Origin of the sequence: Acetobacter conturbans, from assembly GCF_011516755.1 — a bacterium.
GTDB classification, from domain to species: Bacteria; Pseudomonadota; Alphaproteobacteria; order Acetobacterales; family Acetobacteraceae; genus Acetobacter; species Acetobacter conturbans.
Map to the genome: position 1 here is coordinate 79,336 of NZ_WOSY01000006.1, position 22,487 is coordinate 101,822.

At 60.4% G+C, this 22,487-nt stretch carries 15 protein-coding genes; 3 read left to right on the forward strand and 12 right to left on the reverse strand.

What is annotated here, in order from left to right; translation table 11 throughout:
* Positions 1-164 precede the first annotated feature (164 nt).
* From GOB81_RS07860 to GOB81_RS07900, 9 genes are all read right to left on the reverse strand, one after another.
* A complete protein-coding gene (locus GOB81_RS07860) occupies positions 165-332 on the reverse strand; it encodes a hypothetical protein (protein WP_173569789.1) in 168 nt (55 codons plus the stop codon).
* A gap of 171 nt (positions 333-503) precedes the next feature.
* Complete coding sequence (locus GOB81_RS07865) at positions 504-1,259, reverse strand: ATP12 family chaperone protein (protein ID WP_173569839.1); 756 nt, start codon at positions 1,257-1,259, stop codon at positions 504-506.
* Positions 1,256-3,421, reverse strand: coding sequence for an AsmA family protein (locus GOB81_RS07870; RefSeq protein ID WP_242010132.1), 2,166 nt, complete (start codon positions 3,419-3,421; stop codon positions 1,256-1,258). Before GOB81_RS07870 ends, GOB81_RS07865 begins: the two co-directional genes overlap by 4 nt.
* Positions 3,422-3,423: 2 nt before the next feature.
* On the reverse strand, positions 3,424-4,398 hold the full coding sequence (locus tag GOB81_RS07875; protein WP_173569841.1) for an RluA family pseudouridine synthase: 975 nt from the start codon (positions 4,396-4,398) through the stop codon (positions 3,424-3,426).
* A 10-nt stretch (positions 4,399-4,408) separates the two neighbouring features.
* Entirely contained in the window at positions 4,409-5,806 is a 1,398-nt protein-coding gene (locus GOB81_RS07880; protein ID WP_173569842.1) for a replication-associated recombination protein A, read from the reverse strand.
* 630 nt (positions 5,807-6,436) lie between these two features.
* Positions 6,437-7,846, reverse strand: coding sequence for a sugar porter family MFS transporter (locus GOB81_RS07885; protein WP_173569843.1), 1,410 nt, complete (start codon positions 7,844-7,846; stop codon positions 6,437-6,439).
* Between the two features lie 89 nt (positions 7,847-7,935).
* Positions 7,936-9,996 carry an AsmA family protein gene (locus tag GOB81_RS07890; RefSeq protein ID WP_173569844.1) on the reverse strand — a complete coding sequence of 687 codons (2,061 nt, stop codon included), beginning with the start codon at positions 9,994-9,996 and terminating at the stop codon, positions 7,936-7,938.
* Between the two features lie 206 nt (positions 9,997-10,202).
* Positions 10,203-10,892: a Fe2+-dependent dioxygenase gene (locus GOB81_RS07895; RefSeq protein WP_173569845.1), complete on the reverse strand. Its 690-nt coding sequence runs from the start codon at positions 10,890-10,892 to the stop codon at positions 10,203-10,205.
* Between the two features lie 94 nt (positions 10,893-10,986).
* Complete coding sequence (locus GOB81_RS07900; RefSeq protein ID WP_173569846.1) at positions 10,987-12,273, reverse strand: MFS transporter; 1,287 nt, start codon at positions 12,271-12,273, stop codon at positions 10,987-10,989.
* 172 nt (positions 12,274-12,445) lie between these two features.
* Between GOB81_RS07900 and GOB81_RS07905 the strand changes: the two genes are divergently transcribed.
* Together GOB81_RS07905 and GOB81_RS07910 are read left to right on the forward strand one after the other, a co-directional pair.
* Positions 12,446-14,830, forward strand: a complete 2,385-nt coding sequence (locus GOB81_RS07905; RefSeq protein ID WP_173569847.1) for a glucose/quinate/shikimate family membrane-bound PQQ-dependent dehydrogenase — start codon at positions 12,446-12,448, stop codon at positions 14,828-14,830.
* A 274-nt stretch (positions 14,831-15,104) separates the two neighbouring features.
* Positions 15,105-17,345, forward strand: a complete 2,241-nt coding sequence (locus GOB81_RS07910) for a Hint domain-containing protein (protein WP_173569848.1) — start codon at positions 15,105-15,107, stop codon at positions 17,343-17,345.
* Between the two features lie 313 nt (positions 17,346-17,658).
* Here the strand turns inward: GOB81_RS07910 and fumC are convergent, their stop codons facing one another.
* The 3 genes from fumC to rsmI all read right to left on the reverse strand — a co-directional run bounded on the left by fumC (position 17,659) and on the right by rsmI (position 20,910).
* Positions 17,659-19,104, reverse strand: coding sequence for a class II fumarate hydratase (gene fumC / locus GOB81_RS07915; RefSeq protein ID WP_173569849.1), 1,446 nt, complete (start codon positions 19,102-19,104; stop codon positions 17,659-17,661).
* 101 nt (positions 19,105-19,205) lie between these two features.
* A complete protein-coding gene (locus GOB81_RS07920; protein WP_173569850.1) occupies positions 19,206-19,757 on the reverse strand; it encodes an HdeD family acid-resistance protein in 552 nt (183 codons plus the stop codon).
* A gap of 115 nt (positions 19,758-19,872) precedes the next feature.
* Entirely contained in the window at positions 19,873-20,910 is a 1,038-nt protein-coding gene (rsmI, locus tag GOB81_RS07925; protein WP_173569851.1) for a 16S rRNA (cytidine(1402)-2'-O)-methyltransferase, read from the reverse strand.
* Here rsmI and GOB81_RS07930 point away from each other — a divergent pair.
* The gene (locus GOB81_RS07930) at positions 20,898-22,322 is read left to right on the forward strand and encodes a penicillin-binding protein activator (RefSeq protein ID WP_173569852.1); all 1,425 of its coding nucleotides are present in this window, start codon (positions 20,898-20,900) and stop codon (positions 22,320-22,322) included. The two genes, rsmI and GOB81_RS07930, sit on opposite strands and share 13 nt — an antisense overlap.
* Positions 22,323-22,487 lie beyond the last annotated feature (165 nt).

Below are 22,487 nucleotides of genomic sequence, written 5' to 3' on the forward strand. Positions count from 1 at the left end.
TTATATTTTAAACAATTCACGAGACGTTAAATACATAGGAAATAAAAAAATAGAAACATTTTGAGATGTTTCTATTGCTGAGAGAGATTAAGCGTGATGGGAAAAGAAAAATCCTGTTTTAGCAGAAGGCCGTGAGAGGGCTGGCTCGATAAAGCACGGCGCAGTTAGACCAGTTCAATCAGCACAACCAGAACTGGGACGGCCGCCAGCATAATCCATGCACCCATCGCGCATGTGGCAAAGATATGACCGGCTTTCCGCCTGATGCTGGTGGAAAGGGAGCGTTGTGCCGAGGCGGAGATTTTTTGCTCGACAGATGTTGTCTGGCTCATGGGGATTTTCCTTCTCCCAGACTTATTTTGGTTATGGCGGATACAGGCAGGATTGACCCGCTGAGAAAAGGCCTCCATTGCGGTAAAATAAAGGCGTTTCACGTAAAAAGCTTTTTTAATAAATCTCGGAATGTTACCTGAGTGGATCGCCGAAATCGGAGAGGCCCCGCGTCATTTTTCGCGTGCGAGTTCCATAAAGCGGGCTGCATCAGCCACATCCCCGGCGACTAAAGCGATACGATCCAATATCGTCGGATCTTCGCCCCAGCGTTGCATCTGCGCCTGTTCGTCAAGAGTGGCGAGATCAACGGCGCGTTCGGCTTCCAGTGCATCCTCCGCGACAGCCATGCCGAGCGTGAGACTGCCCAGCGCCGGAACGGCGACGCCGAGCCCTGCAAGCTCTGCATCAGTGTAACGCGACAGCGCATGCTGGAGTTTCGCCAGAGCGTCCGGAGACTGCGTGATCGGCATCATGCCGTTTGTGACGGCTAGGTTCACGCCATGTCGTGACCGCAGCCAGTCCAGCCAAGGCTGCCAGAGTTCAGTCTGGCGCGCATGAACCGGTTCCTGAGCTTCGGCGCGGTAGCACAGGAGGTCATGCTCGCCATAACCGGCCAGCGTGGTTACGGAGTGCTGACGGTCTGTCATCACACGCTCGATCATCGTGCCGGCAATGCGTGTAAGCGGCAGTGAATCAGGTCCAAAACGCTTCTGCGGATCATCTGCGCCCGCCGCCTGCCATTCCGCAGCCAGCGCATCGGCCAGAGCTCGGGAATGGACTTCGAGAGGAGAGCGGTCCGGCAACATGACGGGCTTGCCATCCAGTGTGACGGCAAATCCGCGCTGCGTCATCTCGACTGCGGCGTGAGTCCAGAACCGACGGCGGGGGGCCGGACCATCCGCCGAAAACCGTTTCTGTCCGCTCATCGCAGCAGTCCCTTCAGCATGTTCATCAGGCCGCCTGCCTTACTGGTCGAAGCAGGGGCGGCCGCAGGTCCGGGAGCACCTTCGCGGGCCGTGGCTAGCAGGTCCGGACACTGATCGCTCTCGCTTCCTGCGCCGCCGATCGAGATTGCAAACCGTCCGTCAGAACCTGGCTCAAGGCGCGGCTGGGGGGTATCCACCGTGCCGCTCACCGCTACTGGTGAGGAGGCTGCTGCCCCTCCAACGCCAATACGCGGTGCAAGATGCAGGTCGAGAGCGCCATTCGTCAGATTCACCGTGCCGTGCCCGGTCAGGGACAGCAGGTCGGCCTCAAGACCAAGACGTCCGATGTTCGCCGTTCCTCCGGCAAGCTGGAGGTGCGTGCCGAAGCAGCGCAAGGCCAGAGTTCCCCGAACGGGGACATTGCGTCCCAGTATGCTTTCGAGCGCTTTGCCGTTAACCCGGCCGCCCACCATGGAAAGACCGACATGGCCGACGGCGGTCTGCTCCCAGCTATCAAGATTGGACCCGTCTGCCGTGATGCTGCCGACAACCTGAATGGAGCCGTTCACCAGTTCAGGCATGCCGCTCCAGGACTGAATCACCTGTGTGGGCAGCACAAACGGGGCTGCTGTGATGCTCAGATGGGGGACGGCGCCGGATGCGTCATAAGTCACACGTCCCGACTGGGCCATGCCCTGCGCATTGCCTGTGGCCGTGCCATGAAGCGGGTCTGCGACCAGCTTGCCGTCATTCAGAGTGATATGAGCTGAAACGGCATCCCATGCGACGGATTGCCAGGTCATTCTCTGGGCGTTGACGTCCAGTGTGGCCTGAGACGTGCGCAGAAGGGATGACGGTTCGCCTTTTTCCAGAACGGCAAGGGGGGCAGTGCTGGTCATGTGACCATCTACCTTGAGCCCCTGAAGGGCTGGCTTGCCTGCGCCGAAAGTAAGCTCCGGAAGCGCGCCGTGGATATCCAGAGAGGTTTTACCGCCGCCCGCCGTGCCGTCGAGCGTGATGGAGGACGGCCCGTTGATGAGGGATAGGGTGACGGGCAGGGAAGCCGCGTCAGGCGCTTTTGCCGCAAGCAGAGTCTGGCCCAGTGTGCCGAGCTTGCCGCGCACGGACAGCGACTGCCCGTTCAACTGTCCGTCGAGGGCCACGGCGACGCGATCGTCAGGACTGTCCGCATCGAGCGAGAAGCTGCTGGCACGCAGGCCGGTCATCACCCGGTCAAGATTGGCAGCACCGGTCCGCAGATGCAGCATCCGTAAAGCGGGGTCTCGTCCGCTGCCGGTGATCCCCGCCTGAAGCGAGATCGCTGCTGCGTCGGGCAATCCTGCGTGAGGGAACAGCGCTTCCAGATCATGTAGCTGGTCGAGCGTGCCGTTAATCTGGAGATCGTAACCTGCATCATTGACCGGATCGGCCACGACACCGCCGATCTGGAGCTGTCCGGCCTTGTGCTTGTTGGCCGCAAATGTAGCTGTCAGATTGAGAGGCCAGGGCTGCCCCGTCACAGGTGGGAGAGGGCCGGTGGTGCCGGTCACGGTGAAACCGCCAACTCCATGATGGCCACGAATATCGAGTTTGGTCAGCGTCCCGTCGAGACCAGTCAGATCGGCGCGATCGAGGTCGACCGTGCCGGTGACATGGTTGCGGGCATCGTTCCATGAGGTTGCACCGTCACGCAGATGCAGCGATGCGACGGCAAGATTCCAGTGCTGACCCGGCCCCGAGGATGTTCCGTCACCACTGCCGGAAGACGGCGGCGGCGTCATGATCCAGTTGGCTATCCCGTCAGGCGTGCGTTCCAGCGTCAGGCGCGGGTTGGAAACACTCACATCCTCCAGCACGACGCGGTGATGGAACAGGGGTGAAAGCGCCAGTCGGGCTCGCACTTCGTTCGCCACGAACATTTCACGGCTGGAGCCGCCGGGAATGTTGGTCAGGCCGACGCCCTGCGCGCTGATCCACGGATAGGGAAGCAGCCATACATGCAGCGAGTCGATCCGCAAGCCGCGACCCGTCTGGTGCTCCACGGCTTCGATCAGCCGGGTCCGCATCCAGTTCGCGTCCATAAGGGCAGAAGCGAGGCCCGTGCCGCCGAGCAGCACGGCAATGCCCCCGACACCAAGACCGAGCTTTGTCTTGAATTTCATGCTCATTTCCTGCGTGGCGCCGGGGTTGAGCCGGCGATGAAGCCGAGTGCTTTGAACGTCTCTTTCATGTGCGGCGGCAGTTCGGCGCTGACTTCGAGCCATCCCCCAGCCGGATGAGGCAGGACGAGGCTGCGGGCATGCAGATGCAGACGGTCGGCGAAACTGTCCACATGCACCTTGTCGCCACCATATTTCGGGTCGCCGAGGATCGGGGTGCCGATCGACTCACAATGCACGCGAAGCTGGTGGGTGCGGCCTGTCAGGGGGGAAAGGCCGAGCCATGAGAATTTACGGGCCGCCGAGTCCAGTACTTCATAATCCGTGCGGGCCGACTGCGCATCCTCATCGTCACGATCCGCCGCAATGGTGATCGAACCGGGCCCTGCACCGAGGCGGGCGAGAGGCTGGTCGATCTCGCCGGACATCGGGTCCGGGCGCCCCACCACGACGGCCCAGTAGGTCTTTTTCACGTCACGACCCCGGAAGGCGGCGGCCAGCTTGGCGGCCACGCCCGGCGTGCGTGCGAGCAGCAGAAGGCCGGACGTGTCGCGGTCGATACGGTGCACCAGACGCGGGCGCGGGTCGTCGCCTTCGCGCAGACCCTCAAGCATCATGTCGATATGACGGGTGATGCCGGGGCCGCCCTGCGTGGCGAGTCCGGAAGGTTTGTTCAGCACGATAAGCTGCTGGTCCGAATAAACCACCATCTTGCGAATCTCGTTCGCCAGCTTCACGTCCAGCGGGCGCGGAACATCGCGGGAGGCTTTCGCGGCCATGGGCAGGGGCGGCACGCGGATGGACTGACCAGGCACGAGACGTGTGCTGGCCTCGACGCGCTTGCCATCCGCGCGGATCTGTCCTGTCCGGCAGAGTTTCTGCAACGCGCCCTGCGTCAGATGGGGGTAATGACGGCGGAAATACCGGTCGAGACGAATCTCCGCCTCATCCTCGCTGACCGTCAGCATGGTCACACTCATAATCCGCGCCTCACATTTCCTTGCCCTGTACTGCGCGGCTTGCCCTTATTCCGCCCCATGTGTCCAGTCTGCGACGCACTTCGCGCTCAAATCCGAGGCCTTTCGGATTGTAGAATGTCTGTCGTTCCATGCCGTCGGGGAAGTAATTCTGGCCGGAGAAGCCTTCTTCCGTGTCGTGATCATACTGGTAGCCATCGCCGTAGCCGATGTCCTTCATCAGCTTCGTGGGTGCGTTGAGGATGTGGGCTGGCGGCATCAGGCTGCCGGTCGCCTTTGCGGCGCGTCGGGCCGCGCCATAGGCTTTGTACACCGCGTTTGATTTCGGTGCGGTGCCGAGATGCACCACAAGCTGCGCCAGCGCCAGTTCACCCTCTGGCGAACCAAGCCGCTCGTAGGTTTCCCATGCGGCGATGGCCAGTGGCAGCGCGGAGGGGTCGGCCATGCCCACATCCTCGGCGGCGAAGCGGGTCAGGCGACGGGCGATGTAGCGGGGGTCTTCGCCGCCTTCCAGCATGCGGGCGAACCAGTAGAGCGCAGCGTCGGGGTCCGAGCCACGCAGCGATTTATGCAATGCCGAGATGAGGTTGTAATGCTCTTCCCGGTCCTTGTCGTAGAGCACGGCGCGTCTTGCCAGAACGCGTGCCAGTTCCTGCGGGTCGAGCGGCTTTTCGGTTTTCAGGCTCAGGACCTGCTCGACCATGTTCAGCAGATAACGACCGTCGCCGTCCGCCATGGCGCGGAGCGTGGCGCGTCCGGACTCGGTCAGCGGCAGCGTGCGGCCTGTTTCCTCCTCGGCGCGCGCCAGCAGGGCTTCCAGAGCCGGGTCGTCCAGACGACGCAGCACCATGACCTGACAGCGCGACAGCAGAGCCGAGTTCAGCGCGAAGGACGGGTTCTCGGTCGTGGCGCCGACCAGAACCACCGTCCCGTTTTCCACCACGGGCAGGAAACCGTCCTGCTGGGCGCGGTTGAAACGATGGATTTCGTCCACGAACAGCAGCGTGCCGCGTCCTGCCTCTGCAAAGCGACGGGCTTCCTCAAAGGCTTTCTTGAGGTCAGCCACACCGGAAAACACGGCGGAAAGCTGTACGAAGCGCAGGTTGGCGGCCTTGGCCAGCAGGCGGGCGATGGTGGTCTTGCCGACGCCCGGACCGCCCCAGAGGATCAGACTCGCCAGCGTGCCGCGTTCCAGCATGAGGGTGAGAGCACCTGTCGGGCCGAGAAGCTGATCCTGACCGACTACGTCTTCAAGCTTTGTGGGGCGTAGCCGGTCGGCCAGAGGCTGGGTCGCGCCCGCATGTCCTGACGCACCACCATTTTTCGGCAGGTCATCCTGAAGCGTCGGGTCCGCACCGCCGCCGAACAGATCGCTGCCCGTGCCGGGCGGGGTCTCACGCTGCGCTGCCATGACCGCTTTCCTTCCCGTTCATCCTTCGTTCATAGCGCGGCTGCCAGTTACAGGCGAGTTCTGCAACCGCTGTGTCCGATATGTGCCCGGTCGGTTCCATATGGAAGGACATGGTTTCCTTTTCGATGTCAGGGGCCGCACAACGGCCTTATGTGGTCCTGATCTTCGTTCGATCATTGCGATCTGAGGCGAAGAGTTCTTTCCCCTGAAGCCGGAAAGTCCCGGATCGATTTTATTATATCCCGTTACTGCGGTGGGGTATGTCCGGACATACTGTTTTGTATCTCGCGCATTTCAGTCGATCCCGACAGACACCAGCGGGTTGGTGGGCATCGGCATTGGTTCCGGTCACGATCGGCGCAAGGAGCCTCTGCCGGATGCCGCCGACCATGACCGGAATGGCGGCGGGGGTATGGTAGCGATTGAGAAGCTTGGAAAAGCTCTATGCTGGCGATCCGTAGCGCGTTGTCGGCGCTCAGATGGTCGCGGGCCCCCGCGCTTCAGTGCTTCAAAAACACACATCGGTCGCACCCCATCAGTGGGCTTCACTCCGCAGAGATATTGTGAAGCAGACCTTAAGAATACTCTCGACACGCTCACCACTGAACTCAACGAACCGGAAAGAAAGCGTCAGTGCTGTCCGGCATCCCTGAGTCGCACGCCGGAATTGATCCGGTCTGCGATCTCTTCAAGCGTGCAGCCCTTGGTTTCAGGCACGAAAAGGCGACCGACGATGAAGAACAGCATATTGAAGCCAGCAAGGCACCAGAACACGCCGTAATCGCCGATCACAGCCATGCTGGACAGGAAGACATTGCTGATCAGCCAGTTGGCGATCCAGCTTGAAAGCGTCGAGCAGGAAACGGCGAATGTCCGTCCCCGGAGCGGCTGGATTTCCGAGCCGACGATCCACGGCAACGGGCCCTGACCGAGGGCGAAGGACGCGATGAAGAGAATGAGGAAACCGATCGCGATGGTGCTGGCCAGCATGGATTGCGAGCCTGTCCAGAGCAGCGTTCCGAAGCCGAGCATGGCTACTGCGGAGAAAAACGTGCTCAGGCTCAGCAGGATACGGCGACCCCAGCGATCCATAAGCCCCACGGCCACCAGAGTCGCCAGCGTGTTCACCAGACCGATCGCCGTGGTGCACCAGACAGAGGCCGACGGAGTGAGGCCCATGTGGGAAAGCACGATCGGCGCGTAATACATCAGCACGTTGATGCCCGAGAACTGCTGCAGCATCTGCAAGGCGATCCCGAGGGTGAAGGTGCGGCGGAAGCTGGGACTGGAAATCAGCAGCGCCGCCCCGGCCGACTCCTCCCGGCCGAGTTGCGCGTCGATCCGGGAGAGTTCCTCATCCGCGTCTTCAGCGGACTCGCGCAGCGTCATCAGAACGGTGCGCGCTTCTTCGCGGCGTCCCTTGGTCAGCAGCCAGCGCGGGGAATAGGGCAGCAGCAGCGTCGCCATCATGAACAGCACGGTGGGGATGGCGAGGACACCGAACATGATGCGCCAGTGACCACCGGGCGTCAGCAGACTGTCGGACGTGTACGCCAGCAGAATGCCGATGGTGATCATCAGCTGGTAGGAGGCGATCATCCCGCCACGACGGTCTTTTGAAGCAATTTCAGCGATGTAGAGGGGAGCCGCGAAGGCGGCGAGGCCGACACCCAGCCCGAGGCAGGCGCGACCGACGATCATGGCCGTCACACTGCCGGCGAGCGCGCAGAGGGCCGTGCCGAGCAGGAACAGCATCCCGGCGATCAGCAGTGTGCCTTTCCGTCCCCATTTATCGGCGATGAATACGGCAAAGACAGACCCGAAGGCTGCGGCCAGCATGAGAGAGGAGACGATCCACTCGGTGGTCCGGTCGTTCGTTGCGAACTCTTCCCGGATGAAGCCCAGCGCACCAGCGATCACGCCCGTGTCGAGCCCGAACATGAGGCCAGCCAGTCCTGCCGCGAGGGCCAGCATGTAGGTCTTGCGGCGCACCCGCGCGGAAGCATCCATCGTGACGGATGTCGAGGCTTGGAAAGGCATCAGGGTGTTCTGACCTCTTTTGACGCACCGGATTATTTCACAACCGTGTCAGACCTTTCGGCGCGCCGTCCTGACAAGTCAATACTTTCTCAATGTTTGCGCTTTTTCTTCCATGCCGCGCGTACCTCGGCGGCCGTCATCCGATGGGCGGATTTCCCGGTCTGGCCAGCGTCGGTTCCGCCAGGCGCATGGCCGGAAGCGGGGTGTGCATTCACTTCCTGCAACGCCTGTTCGCACATGGAACCTTTGCCGACACCGAGCTGTATGGTGGGCAGCAACGCCAGCGGCGGGAAGACAAATCCAAGCCCCGTTGCCGCCGCCGCCCGGGCAATGATTTCAGCCCCCGGCAAGACGCTTGGCGATTTCAGGGGGCCTGTGATGTTGAACGCGCCGGGGAAAGACAGGATCGTCGGGCCGATCGAGCGCGTGGTCAGGGAATAATCGATTCGATTCGTACGGAAATTCACGTCCCCCCGGCCCAGCGTGCGAGTGTCGCCCGTGCGCAGCAGGAGCGAGTTCGTCGTCGCCACACCTTCATGCAGCGGCATGTCCGCTACAAAACATTCGACCTTTGTGTGCGAGGGCAGACCAAGCGCCGACAGCACCGCATCGCCCAGTTCCAGTCCCAGCGCGGCGGGCAGAAGCGCCGAGATCTCGCCACCCTGCACCAGAACCAGCGTCAGGCCGCCATTTCCGTTCGCCATCAGGGACGCTATCGAATTTCCGGTTGCATTCAGACTGAACCGACCGCCGATAATGCCGCCCTGCGCCTGCGTGCCGGTTGTCGTTCGCATGATGTGCGCCAGATCGATGCGTGAGAAATCGACCTTCGCCTTCACGGCAAAATTTTTGTCGTTCACCGGGGTGAGGGTGGCGGTGCTGGCGAGTGTGCCCTTGCCGATGCCGAAATTGAGTTTTTTCAGATCAATGGCACCGTCCTGGACCGCGAATTCGGCATCAATATCGTCAAGCGGAAGCTCTTTGTTCTCGATGTGATCGCCCTTGTAGGTGACGTGGGCGTTGATGGCGCGCAGCTTCGGCACATTGATGGGCGTGTCGGGCAGAATGTTCGGGTCTTTCGCATCGACCTTCTTGTCTGACGTGGTTTCCTTGCCGGGCTTCGCGCCGATAAAGCCGCCGAGATCCTTGATATCAACGCGATGTGAATGCAGTGTCGCCTCGACAAACGGCACCTGCTGGTGCGGATCGACGGTTATCGTGCCGCTGAGATCGCTTGATCCCATCTGGCCGGTGAAGTTCTCGAAGCTGATGTGCCGCTGGTCATAATCCAGCTTGCCGGTGATGTGATAGGCCGGGGTCTGCGGGATGGGCACGCCGGTCAGCGGATAGAGCAACGACATGTCCGGGCCGGAGAAGTGCAGGACAAGGCGCGTTCCCCTGAAGGCCAGCGGATCATCCACGCTGCCTTTCAGGGTGGCGCGGGTCAGTCCGTTGCGGATATCCAGATCGACCGGGTAGGGCGTTTTAGAATCCGAAAGCGACAGCAGGGCGCCTCCGGTAAAATGGCTGATGATAGGCTGACCGGCATATCGTCCCGTCGTATTGACCACGATGGTGCCACGGTCCTGAGCAGATGTGGGCGGCGTCGTGTGGACCTGCGACGTCATATCCCCGCGCAGTTTGGCGTCTCGCACACGCACCAGCCCGTCCCTGATTTCCAGCTCCCTCACCGAGGAGAGCGAGAACCCTGAGTCCGCTGAAGTATTCTTCTTTTTGTCGCTGTCAGACGTAAACGTATAGTTGTTGGTGCCGTCTGCCCGGCGCTGGATATCGGCATGTGGCGTATCGACGGCGATGCGGGGCAGTTCCGTTCTTCCGTGGAGCAGCGGCAGCAGGCGCAGTCTGACCAGAAGATGGTCCGCGGTGAAAAAAGCCTTCTTTTCCGAACTGAACGCCTCGGGCTGTTCGATCAGGACATCATCGACGATGATTTTGGGGACGAACCCTACATGCACATGCAGGTGCTGGATTGTCGTCTTGCGTCCCAGCGCCGCCGTCGCCTGCTGGTTCACCAGCGGCACGAACCAGTCCCACGACCAGAACATGATCAGCAGGATGATGAATATGACAGGCGTAGTCACGCCGATCAGGAGTTTACGATGTCGCTGGGGAAAGGAAGTGCCGGTCATGAGGTCCACGGATACAGGTGAAAGGCCAGATGCCGTCAAGGTCGTAAAGTTTGGCCATGTCCAACATGAACGACGGAGGGAAGAGCAGGTTTCATCATTCCCTGCGGGATATGCCTGACAAGGAGATCGTGGATTGCGTCAATAAATTTGAAGTAATAAAAGTGCATTGATGAAGGTTATGAATGTATTCGTAAGCGCTCTTCCAGTTACATCACGTCGCACCATTGCCGCATCAGGTTGTGATAGACGTTCACAAGGCCGAGAATGGCGGAATCGTCGTCTGGCAGGCGGGTGCGCAGGTCCATGATCTGCTGATCGAGATTGAACAGAACCTGTCGCTGGCCGTCATTGCGCACCATCGACTGCGTCCAGAAGAAAGACGCCCACCGACTGCCGCATGTCACCGGCTGGACGGAATGCAGGACGGTCGTGTCGTAAAGGATCATGTCCCCGGCAGGGAGTTTGACGTCTCGTGAGCCGGATTCATCATAGATGATCAGTTCACCGCCCTCATACTCATCAGGATCTGTGAGAAACAGCGTGGACGACACATCGGTGCGGATGCGCATTCCGCCGGATTTAGGAATGGGGCGGACGGCGTTGTCCACATGCGCCCGGAATTCCATCCCCACATCATAGCGGTTGAAGAGGGGAGGAACGACCCGCAACGGGATAGCAGCACTGTTGAACAGCTTGTTGCGGCCCAGCGCGCGCAGAACGAGCTCCGCGAGGGCGCGATGTTCCGGGTGATTGAGCGGAAGCTGGAGGTTGTTCTTCGCCTTCGCCGACTGCTGGCCTGCAGTCACTTTCCCGTCGCCCCACTGGGCGGCGGTGAGCACCGCCCGGCAATGCGCCAGTTCCTCGGCGGTCAGGACGGCTGGAATATGCAGCAACATGGAGAAAGACCCTGCTGGAAAAGTCTCTGCATATCACCAGCGGGATGAGCGGACAAACAAACCGCATATGCGGCTCATTCGCATCTTTCTGCCTTCAGCCCTTTCGTTCCGGTGAGACCCACAGCGCGACGCAGCCCGCCACCGCCGCCACAGTGACATAGATCGCCGGAGCCAGCGGCGTGTAGGGCGTCAGGGACGAGATGGCCGCCGGCGTCAATCCGCCGAAGATCGCATAGGCGATGTTGTAGGAAAGCGAGACGCCCGAAAAACGCACCATCGGTGGAAAGGCCCGCAGCATCCCCACAGGTACCACTCCGACAAAACCGCAGCATAATCCTGCCAGCCCTGCCCACAGTTCGAGCCTGCCCGGAAAGAGCGGTGACAGTCCGTAGAGCGCGAAGGCGCCGGCTGCCAGCATGGGACCGCAGATCAGTCCCAGCACGCGCGGCTGCATGCTGTCGGTCAGGGTGCTGACCGTCACCACGGACAGAGTAAGGCACACCGTCGCTACCAGACTGGCCATCATGGTTTCCGATGGCGACACATGGTGCAGGGTCTGCATCAGGGGCGGCATCATCAGGATCAGGACGACGATGGCGGCGGTCAGAGTCCACGTTGTCAGGACGGAGCAGAGGATCGAGCCGCGATAATCCCGCAGGAGGATTCCGGCGGGGAGTGTCGTTGCCGTTTCGGCGCGCTCATGCATTTCCCGAAAGACCGGCGTTTCATCGAGCCAGCGGCGCAGTACCATAGCGCCCAGCCCGAAGATGCCGCCGAGCAGGAAGGGAATACGCCAGCCCCACGCGTTCACATCATCCGGAGAGAGCGTGCCGTTCAGGGCCAGAATAACCAGTGAGCCGAGAAGAATGCCACCCGTGAGGCCGCCGGTGAGCAGTCCGGTCGCCAGTCCGGTGCGTCCCGGTGGGGCATGTTCCGCCACGAAGACCCATCCACCGGGAGCTTCACCGCCGATCGCAGCACCCTGAGCCATGCGCAGCAGCAGAAGGATAAGCGGTGCGGCGGCTCCCAGCGTGTCGTAGCCGGGCAGAAGCCCCATCATCAGGGTGGGAAGCGCCATGAGCAGCACGCTGAAGGTAAAGACCTTTTTCCGGCCAGCGATATCGCCGAAATGCGCCATGACGATGCCACCGAGGGGCCGTGCCAGATAGCCCGCTCCGAACAGGCCGAACGTCTCCGTCTGACGCAGCCATGCCGCCTGACTTGCGGGAAAGAAATGGGCTGCGATCAGCTTCGCGAGGAAGGCGAAGATCACGAAGTCATAGAACTCGAGCGCTCCGCCCAGCGAGGCGAGGGCGAGCGTGCGGAGTTGCGAGAGCGGGAGGGCGGCAGGCGACGGCATCGTCGCGGAAGACGAGGACATTAAGCGATCCATGAAAGTGGGCGCGAAACCGCACGTGGTGTCGGGCAGACGGCGCTTATAGGGGAGGGCGGAGAACGAACCCAATAATTTTTCTTTCGCGTGTTTTGTTGACAACCAATGCCCTTCTCATCTGTTTCTGTAGGGTCACGTATGCATAGACAGGGCCCAAGCTTTGACGACACACCGAGCGGACAAGTCCGGAATCATTCTCTCCCTCACCATATTCGCGCTGGCTTTGCTGGGCGTGATCCTTGCGGCTGGCGGAGGCTGGCTCGCCATTCTTGGCGGCTCTGTCTACTACGTTGTGTGCGGCTTTGCCCTGCTGCTGACAGCGGCGCTGCTCTGGAAACGTCAGGCAGCGGCCCTCTGGCTTTACGCCGTGATCGTGTTCGCGACGCTGATCTGGGCCGTTGCCGAGGCCGGATTCGATTTCTGGACCCTCGCGCCGCGTGGCGATCTCATCCTTCCACTGGGTCTGTGGCTGCTGCTGCCCTTCATCACGACGCATCTGGGCCGTGGCGCGAAAGCTGCACGCACGCCTCTGGCCGCCGGTATTTTCGCGAGCCTTGTCGTTTACGGTTATGCCCTGACCCAGGATCCTCAGGATCTCGCCGGAACTATCCCGGAGGCCTCCAGCGGTGTCCCCATCATTCCCGGCGATGCGGAGCAGGAGGCCGATAGCGACTGGAGCGCCTACGGACGCACGCAGTTCGGCGACCGCTATTCTCCGCTGAAGCAGGTCACGCCCGCCAATGTGAAAAACCTGAAAGTCGCGTGGACCTTCCGCACCCATGATCTGAAAGGGCCGAACGATCCGGGTGAGATCACCGACGAAGTGACGCCCATCAAGATCAACGACACGGTCTATCTCTGCTCGCCGCACCAGAAACTGTTCGCTCTCGATGCCGCGACCGGCAAGCAGCGCTGGATGTTCGATCCGCAGCTCAAATATAATTCCAGCTTCCAGCATATGACCTGCCGTGGCGTTTCCTACGGCGAGACGGCCGATGCCACCGACGACTGCGCCAGCCGCATCTTCCTGCCGACCAATGATGGCCGCCTGTTCGCGATCAACGCGAAGACCGGTGCGCGTTGCCCTGCATTTGGCAAGGACGGCGAGATCAACCTGACCGATGGCATGCCGATGAAGGAGCTGGGCTTCTATGAGCCGACATCTCCGCCGATCGTGACCAGCAAGGTGGTGATCATTTCCGGTGCCGTGACCGATAACTATTCCACCCATGAGCCGTCCGGCGTGACACGGGGCTTCGATCTTCGCACAGGCGAGCTTGTCTGGGCGTTCGATACGGGCAACCCCAATCCGAACGAGCTTCCGTCGGACACGCATCAGTATGTGGCGAATTCGCCCAACTCATGGATCACTTCAGCCTATGATGCGAAGCTGAACCTGATCTACATCCCGACAGGCGTCGCGACCCCGGACATCTGGGGCGGTCATCGCACGCCGGATCAGGAACGGTATGCGTCCGGCATTCTGGCGCTGAACGGCGACACAGGCGAGAAGGTCTGGTTCTACCAGACGGTCCACCACGATCTGTGGGACATGGATATTCCGTCGCAGCCCAGCCTTGTGGACATCCATCAGGCGGACGGCACGGTCGTTCCGGCGATCTATGCTCCGGCCAAGACCGGCAACATCTTCGTGCTGGACCGCCGGAACGGACAGCTTGTCGTGCCTGCCCCGGAAACGCCTGTGCCGCAGGGTGCTGCGCCCGGCGATCATCTCTCCCCCACACAGCCTTTTTCCGAACTGACTTTCCGTCCGAAGAAGAACCTGACGGATGCGGACATGTGGGGCGCCACGATGGTGGACCAGCTTGTCTGTCGCATCATGTTCAAGTCGCTGCGTTATGAGGGACCGTTTACACCGCCTTCGACGCAGGGAACACTCGTCTTTCCCGGCAACCTCGGCATGTTCGAGTGGGGCGGTCTGGCGGTCGATCCGGTGCGGCAGATTGCTTTTGCCAATCCGATCGCCATTCCGTTTGTTTCAAAGCTGATTCCGCGCGGTCCGACCAACCCGGCGCAACCTGCTGCGAATGGCACTGCATCTGGATCGGAACTGGGCGTTCAGCCGCAATATGGCACGCCATTCGGTGTTGAACTGAATCCTTTCCTCTCGCCGTTCGGCGTGCCCTGCAAGCAGCCGGGCTGGGGCTATGTCGCGGGTATCGACCTTAAGACGAACAAAATCGTGTGGATGCATCGCAATGGCACGACCCGCGACAGCTCTCCGCTGCCCTTCGGCTTTAAGGTCGGCATTCCTTCTCTGGGTGGTCCGATCACGACGGGTGGTGGTGTGGCATTCCTGACCTCCACGGCGGATTATTATATTCGTGCCTACGACGTGATGACGGGCCAGCAGATCTGGGAAGATCGTCTCCCCGCTGGCGGCCAGTCCACGCCGATGACGTATGAGCAGAATGGAAGGCAGTATATTGTCACTGCCGCAGGCGGACATGGCTCTTTCGGCACAAAACTGGGCGATTACGTGATCGCTTATACGTTGCCGGATCAGACTGAAGCCACGCCCTGATTTCGTTCTGAGAGGAACGCTCGGAAAGCCCGCTGCGCCCCGATAATGGGGGACAGCGGGCTTTTTCTATGGGGAAAAATGTTTGATTTATAAAAGTATTTTTCGGACGCATCGTGGTGCTGCCACTGTTAGTGGCCTGAAAATGTAACCCTTTATTAAGTTTGTATATTTAACCATCGGAGAGGTCAGGAAAGAAAAAATTAATCCTGCGGGAGCGGGTTTCTCAACGTGACATGTATTGAGGAAATCCGGCTGTAGGGAGGAGTCGGTAAACGTGACAACCATCAGCAGCGGTGTTTCTTCCAGTAATGTCTCCGCGACATCTTCGGATCCACTGGTTGTTGCGTCAGGCGGCAGCGTTACGACTGTCACAATAGGGCAGGGCGCGTCGGCTACGATTTCGGGAACCGCCAGTGACGTCACCGTTTCCAACGGCGGCTCCATCACGGTCGCTTCATCCGGCGTCGTCAGCACTATCACGCTCCAGCCGAAATCCACCGAATATGTCAGTAAAGGTGGAAAGACGGTCTCGAGTTATGTCGATTCCGGGTCGACGCTGACTGTCTATACCGGCGGCTCGGCTGTCAGCACGACTGTCACAGGTCAGGGGCTTGTCAATATCTCGGCAGGCGGCGCGGCAAGCGGCGTCGTTCTGAACGACGGGTGGCTGGCGATCTACCCGACCGGATCAGCGGCGGATATCACCGTCAATTCCGGTAATCCCAATGCGACAATGACATATGCCAGTGTGCAGATCACGGGCGTGGGGCTGTACGTTGCGGGCACCGTCAGCAATGTCATCATCAATTCCGGCGGTGTGGCCAATTACGTCTATTATCAGAGTCAGGGCGTCGGTAAAAACACGATCGTCAATTCCGGCGGCATACTTCGCGAACAGGGTGGCGTGTCCATCGATGCCGTTCTCGAAGGCGGCGCTGAAGAAATCGTCTATTATAGTTACTATACCGGTTCCAGTATTTCGACCACGATCAGTAGTGGCGCACACCAGTATGTCTCTTTGGGAGTGGCGTCGGGGGCGATTGTTTCTGCGGGCGGCTATCAGATTGTCAGTGGCAAGGGTGGACGTGCCGTCGGCACGGAGGTGCTCTCCGGTGGAACCGCCACGGTATCGACCAGCGGCGTTGTCAGTGGCGCCTCGGTTGCGAGTGGAGGCATGCTTGCCGTATCGGCCACAGGCGTGGCGAGTGGCGGTGTTGTAGCCAGTGGAGGTAAGCTCGCGGTTGCTGCGGGAGGCACAGTCTCGGCAGTCGATATTGATGGCGGCACGCTGGTTCTGGCAGGCAGCGGCGCTCTCGCAACAGGCACTCTTCTGGAAAATCAGGGCCGGATTTCTGTCGCCAACAGCGCAATTCTTTCGGGTGGGACTTACACCAGCGGAACGATCATCGTTTCGAGTGGCGGTCATCTGAGCAATACCAGTCTCGGCGCGGGGGCCAGCGCCGTGATCGGGTCTGGCGGTCAGGCCGGGGGCATGAACCTTGCGTCCGGGGCGAGCCTGAGCGTCGGGTCAGGCGGCACGGTAAGCAGCACAACCGTGAGCAGTGGTGCAGTTGTCGAAGCCGCTTCCGGGGCTATCGTCAGCAGCACCCTTCTCAGCAGCGGTGGCCTTCTCCAGATCGACAGTGGTGCCACCACGACTGATACGACCCTTGTTTCCGGCGGGGCCATCGAGCTTGTCGGCACGACATGGTCGGACACGGATGCCCTGGAGTTCGATAGTGCGACCAACACGCTCTACATCACCGATAATGGCGTTACTCTGGCGGTAATCGATCTGGCATCCGCTGACGACATTTACAGTAGTGCCGATTTCACGATTTCAGAAACATCGGCCGATGCTCTGTATGCCTCTCCTAACGACGTTCTTGTGACGCTGACCGTTGCGGCCTGTTTCTGCCGGGGAACGCTGATCGAAACGGAATTCGGTCCGATGGCGATTGAAACCATCGAAGCAGGGACGCGCGTTCTCACGGTGGGGGGACGTTTCATGCCTGTGCGATGGCGTGGCGTACGCCGGTACACGCACAAACAGATGGTGCTGGACAGATCGCTTTGCCCGGTGCGACTGCGGGCACATGCGCTTGCAGATGATGTACCGCGTCGGGATCTGCGCCTTTCACAGCTCCATGCGCTGTATTTGCTGGAATTACTGCTGCCCGCCAACGCGCTGGTGAACGGAAGTTCCATATTTCTCGAGCCTCCTTCCCGATATGTCGAATATCACCATATCGATCTGGGCGTGCATGCCGTTATTCTGGCTGAAAACACTCCTGCTGAAACATTGCTGGATGATGATGCCGCACGGCGCAGTTTTGATAATTATGCCAGCAGGTGCCCGAAGGACTGTGAAACATGTGTTGCGCCTGTTTACTGCGCACCATTGATCGAAAGAGGGGAAGTCGTGCGGCGCCTGCAAAAATTATACGCACAAAGGGCGAAGATTCTCGATTTTCCCGAAGTTCGGCTTGAGGTCGAGGACTTTTATCTTGTCTGAGTTGCAGAAATTGGCGAAATCTCTCCAGCCTTAAGCTGTTTCAAAAGTTCTCTGCTGAGCGAGAACGCCCCAGAGGGCGACGGCGATCGGTGTGTTTTAGTAATGAAGCGAAGCGGGCATGGGGGTCGAGAGCATCTGAGCCGGAAAACGCGTATCGGATCACCAGCGGAGAAATATTGAAACAGTCTCTTAGGCCATTCTAAGGAAATGGCAGCCGTAACCATTCAGTTTCATCTTGGGAAAATAAGAAAAACTGGAGTTCGGGCAGATGGTGGCGAGGGGATACTCCGCCCTCGCCATGCCAGCCGTCGGTTCAGGCTCCGGCAAGACCTGTGCCGACCATTTTCTTCACGTCAACGCACCGGTCGAACGTTGCTTCATCCACATCTGAGGCAAGTGCGGCTGCACGCAACGTTTCCCCTTTTTCCATCGCACGATGAGCGATGGCGGCGGCTTTGTCATAACCGATCACCGGACTCAGCGCCGTGACCAGCATGACGGAGTCCTCGATATAACGGTTCAGCCGTTTCTCATCGAGCGTTGTACCTTCAACGGAGAAAACACGGAAATTTTTGCAGCCATCAGCAAGGATGCGGATCGCATGCAGGACATTGGCGACGATCACCGGTCGCATCACGTTCAGTTCCAGATTGCCCTGAGCACCAGCGAACGCGACAGCCGTGTCGTTGCCCATCACCTGCGTGGCGATCATCACCATCGCCTCACACTGGGTCGGGTTCACCTTCCCCGGCATGATGGAAGAGCCCGGTTCGTTTTCAGGGAGATGCAGTTCTCCCAGCCCGCAGCGAGGCCCAGAACCAAGCCAGCGCATGTCATTGGCGATCTTCATCAGCGCCACCGCCAGACCGCGCAGGCCAGCGGAGGCGCGGACCATTGCGTCCAGTCCACCCAGTGCAGCAAATTTGTTCGGCGCGGTGATGAAAGGCTTGTCCGTCAGGCTCGCGATCTTTGCTGCGATTGCCTTGCTGAAACCCGCCGGGGCATTCAGCCCCGTGCCGACCGCCGTTCCTCCCGCCGCAAGTTGCGCCAGACCAGGTTTTGCCGCTTTCAGCGCATCAAGCGCATCCTCAAGTTGCTGAGCCCATCCGGACCATTCCTGCCCGACCGTCAGCGGCACGGCATCCTGAAGATGCGTACGTCCGATCTTGACGACACTCATCCATTGCTCGGATTTCTTGCGAATGGCCGCAATCAGGGCCTCCATTTGCGGAAGAAGTGTGTTCTCGATCTCCAGCAGCGTCACGACATGCATGGTGGTGGGGAAGGAGTCATTGCTCGACTGCCCCATGTTCACGTCATCATTCGGATGAACCGGTTTTTTCGAGCCGATCTCACCGCCGAGAAGCTGGATCGCACGATTGGCGATCACCTCGTTGGCGTTCATGTTTGTCTGTGTGCCGGAACCGGTCTGCCACACGAACAGGGGGAACTCGCTGTCGAGTTTCCCTTCCGTCACTTCATCGGAAGCGCGGACGATCGCGTCGGCTTTCCATTGTGGCAGCCGTCCGTCGGCAAGATTTACAAGAGCAGCGGCTTTCTTGACGATACCGTAGGCCCGACACAGTTCGATCGGCATGACATCTCGCCCGATCGAGAAATGCACGAGGCTGCGCTGTGTCTGCGCGCCCCAGTAATGATCTGCCGGGACTTCGATTTTGCCCATCGAGTCCGTTTCAACGCGCGTGCCCGTCGCCCTGATGCCGATGGGCACGTTTCGTAGTGTATGAACTTCGCTCATTCCTGCCTCCCGTGCGGGTGTGCCCCATCGTAGCGGCAGAGGCGGGGGCGTGTGCGTGGTCTCGCGCAAGCGTGACCACAACGCAGCTTTGTGTGGTCGTGTCAGAAATTACGCTCGATCACGACCGTTCCACGGCGAAGAGCCAGACCGAATTGCACCCATCCGATCCCGGCGAAGATCAGTTCGCAGGCAATCAGTGTGCCGACCAGCCACAGCCCGGACCAGGGCAGCGTCGCATAGAGCATCACGCCGATAGCGATCGTGACAAGTCCGCCCAGCATCATCATCCACCAGCCGGACAGGGCCCGGTTCTGGAAGGCGATCATGGAGCGGACCGCTCCTCCGATAACCATGCTGATGGCGATGAAGGCCGTGATGAAGGCCGAGCCCGTCGCGGGTTCTTCAATCAGAAGCATGCCTCCCAGAATGTAGAGGCAGCCAAGAAGAGCCGAAAGCAGCCGGCTGCTCCACTCACGGCATGAAAACGCATGGGCGAGCTGGAAGGCCCCGGCGATGATGAAGATAACCCCGAACAGAACCGTACTGGCCAGTGTTACGGAAATGGCGTCGATCCAGGCAAAGGCCCCGAGGGCAATGCTGGCGATACCCAGCAGGACGAACCGGAGCCAGCGGTTTCCGACGTGTGTGTTCATGATGGTAAATCCTGCTTCCGGGCGACGAGAAAGACGAAGCATACAACAATTCGCTCGTATCCTTCTTGTTTTCTGTCAATTGAGATCGGGACGAAAGTATTCCGCCGCTCGCAGTTCAGTTTCCCGACGGTTCTTCCTGTTTCCGTCGTATCGCCATCAGTGCGAGTGCCCGCGCATAGACAATCTTTTTCGGCAGCCCGTTGGCGGTGGCCACCAACGCTGCCGCGTCCTTGACCGACTGCGTGGTGAGCGCCGTCTCAAGCTGGTCGTCCAGATTGTCGGTTTTATGCTCTGTCTCGTCGAAGGGGCCGATCAGGACGGTAATCTCGCCTCGGGGTGCCGTTTCGGCATAAAAGGCGGCAAGAGAGCCGATGGTTCCGCGTCTGGCCTCCTCAAACCGTTTCGTCAGTTCCCGTGCGACCACGGCAGGTCGCTCTTCTCCGAAAATCACACCGAGATCCGCCAGCATCTCGGCCAGCCGATGCGGTGCTTCGTGCCAGATCAGCGTGGCTTTCAGTCCGGCGCGCTCCGCAGCGTGCAGGGTGGCGAAACTTTCCCGGCGTGCGGCGCTACGAGGAGGCGCAAAACCGACAAAGAGAAACGGATGGGGCGGCAGGCCGGACAGCACCAGCCCGGTCAGTGCGGCATTCGGTCCTGGCACGGCGGTGACGCATATTCCGGCATCAATGGCGGCGCGGACAAGCCGATAACCGGGATCGGACAGCAGCGGCATACCGGCGTCCGAGACGAGGGCGATTCGTTGTCCCTGTAAAAGGCGGTCGATCAGCCCCGGCACTCTCTGACGTTCATTATGTTCATGCAGAGGTTCCGCCCTCGTGCCGATGCCGTGCTCGGTAAACAGCCGCGCCGTGACCCTCGTGTCTTCACACAGCACAAGGTCCGCCGTGCGCATGGCGGCGACCGCACGCGGGGAAAGATCTCCCAGATTGCCTATGGGTGTCGCGACGAGAGTCAGCAGTCCCTCATGCTGCGGGTGTGGGGGAGGATCATCTTCTGTGGGGACCGTTTCATCATCCCGGACATGACGTGGCCGCATTCCTTCGCTATGGGAGGAAGCATCATCGGGGTAACCCTCCGCCTGTGGCCCGGCAGGTAACCGTTCAGAAGAAGAGGCGGAAGATGGATCTGACATGCAGGTTCCTGTCGCGAGAGGCGGCTCACAAGACGCGGGGTGCTTTGCGCCATACCAGCCGACGCGCGGCCCGTCACCTTTCCGGTGTGGCGCTTCTGGCGCTTGCGGCCTGTAGTTCGGGGGGCACGGGCGCTCCGGGGACGGCCGCGAATGGCGGCCCGGCGACGGGCGCACGCAATGTGGGTCTGCTTCTGCCGCTCAGTGGGGCGAACGGCGCGCTTGGTAATGAAATGGTGGTGGCGGCAAAGCTGGCGCTGGCAAAGCAGAGTGGCACCGTTGCTCCTCCTCAGGTGGATGTGCATGACACAAGCGGTGCCACGGGCACGACGGGTGCCATGCAGGCCGCAATAGCAGCAGGGGACGGCATTGTTCTGGGGCCGCTGACCAGTGCCGACACGGGCCTGATTGCACCACAGGCCATTCAGGCAGGCGTGCCTGTGGTGGCGTTCACCAGTGATCTGGCGCAGGCCCGCTCCGGTGTCTGGGTCTTCGGCATCACGCCGCAGCAGCAGGTCGCACGTCTGGTGGAGGCGGCCCGGATCGAGGGGCGTCGGCAGTTCGCGGCGTTTCTTCCCGATACGCCTCTCGGCAGGGCGATGGGAGACGCGCTGATCCGTTCCTGTCAGAACATGGGGCTCGCTACCCCGCAGGTCGTCTACCATCAGACCAGTTCGGAAGCGATCAGGAGCGAACTGGCAACACTCAGCGCCTATGACAGCCGGTCGGCGACGGCCTCCGGTCAGGCGACCGGCCCAGCTCCCGATCTGCCTGCTGATCTCGCGGCGGCTCTCTCCTCGGCATCGAAGGCCAGCACTGCGGCGGATGCGCAGTCACCGACCGATCCCAAGGCTGTGCCGCCACCGTCCACCAGTGCTGCTTCTCCGGCCTCGACGTCCACCACCACCACACCGACATTGTCTGCGCCGCCATTCGATGCCCTGCTGCTGGGCGACACGGGACTTGCCCTGAAGGATGTGATTGACGCTCTCAAAGCCAATCAGGTGCGCAGCACTCAGGTCCGCCTGATGGGACCGGGCCTGTGGGCCGCGTTCGCAGGCAAGCTCGGCGGTATTGCCGGTGCGTGGTACGCAGCGCCGGATCCGGCGGCGCGCACCGCGTTCGTGCAACAGTTCGCCGCACAGAATCATCGTGTGCCCAAACCGCTTGCCGATCTTGCTTACGATGCCGGAACGCTTGCTGGATCAGTCTATGCCGCCAGCGGTGGGAATGGTTATCCGACGGACATCATGACCCGTAAGGAAGGGTTTTCGGGCGTCGATGGGGCCTTCACCTTGTCGGAGGATGGCCGGACAATTCGCAAGCTCGGTATTTTCGAAATTCAGAGTGGTGGGGGAACGCGCATTATCACCACGCCTGTTCCAAAAAATCCGTTGGTGCCGGGTTCTTCCTGACCCCAGTAATTCTGACCGTTTTCGCTTTGTCGCGGCCCGTTTCCCCTGTCTGTTTCAGATAGAGGAAACGGGCTTTTTTTGTAACAATATCCGTAAGTCAGCCTGTTTCGTGAAGTGGATCGATGTTGCCGGTCAGGCATTTTTTGGCTGATGAAGTGCATTATT

Excerpts from the sequence above, each read along its gene's own strand:
- GOB81_RS07875 (WP_173569841.1), bottom strand. The coding sequence starts at position 4,398 with ATGAGTGTGACCATGCTGACGGTCAGCGAGGATGAGGCGGAGATTCGT.
- rsmI (WP_173569851.1), bottom strand. The coding sequence starts at position 20,910 with ATGTCAGATCCATCTTCCGCCTCTTCTTCTGAACGGTTACCTGCCGGG.
- GOB81_RS07870 (WP_242010132.1), bottom strand. The coding sequence starts at position 3,421 with ATGAAATTCAAGACAAAGCTCGGTCTTGGTGTCGGGGGCATTGCCGTG.
- GOB81_RS07920 (WP_173569850.1), bottom strand. The coding sequence starts at position 19,757 with ATGAACACACACGTCGGAAACCGCTGGCTCCGGTTCGTCCTGCTGGGT.
- GOB81_RS07865 (WP_173569839.1), bottom strand. The coding sequence starts at position 1,259 with ATGAGCGGACAGAAACGGTTTTCGGCGGATGGTCCGGCCCCCCGCCGT.
- GOB81_RS07930 (WP_173569852.1), top strand. The coding sequence starts at position 20,898 with ATGGATCTGACATGCAGGTTCCTGTCGCGAGAGGCGGCTCACAAGACG.
- GOB81_RS07900 (WP_173569846.1), bottom strand. The coding sequence starts at position 12,273 with ATGTCCTCGTCTTCCGCGACGATGCCGTCGCCTGCCGCCCTCCCGCTC.
- GOB81_RS07890 (WP_173569844.1), bottom strand. The coding sequence starts at position 9,996 with ATGACCGGCACTTCCTTTCCCCAGCGACATCGTAAACTCCTGATCGGC.
- GOB81_RS07885 (WP_173569843.1), bottom strand. The coding sequence starts at position 7,846 with ATGCCTTTCCAAGCCTCGACATCCGTCACGATGGATGCTTCCGCGCGG.
- GOB81_RS07860 (WP_173569789.1), bottom strand. The coding sequence starts at position 332 with ATGAGCCAGACAACATCTGTCGAGCAAAAAATCTCCGCCTCGGCACAA.
- fumC (WP_173569849.1), bottom strand. The coding sequence starts at position 19,104 with ATGAGCGAAGTTCATACACTACGAAACGTGCCCATCGGCATCAGGGCG.
- GOB81_RS07895 (WP_173569845.1), bottom strand. The coding sequence starts at position 10,892 with ATGTTGCTGCATATTCCAGCCGTCCTGACCGCCGAGGAACTGGCGCAT.
- GOB81_RS07880 (WP_173569842.1), bottom strand. The coding sequence starts at position 5,806 with ATGGCAGCGCAGCGTGAGACCCCGCCCGGCACGGGCAGCGATCTGTTC.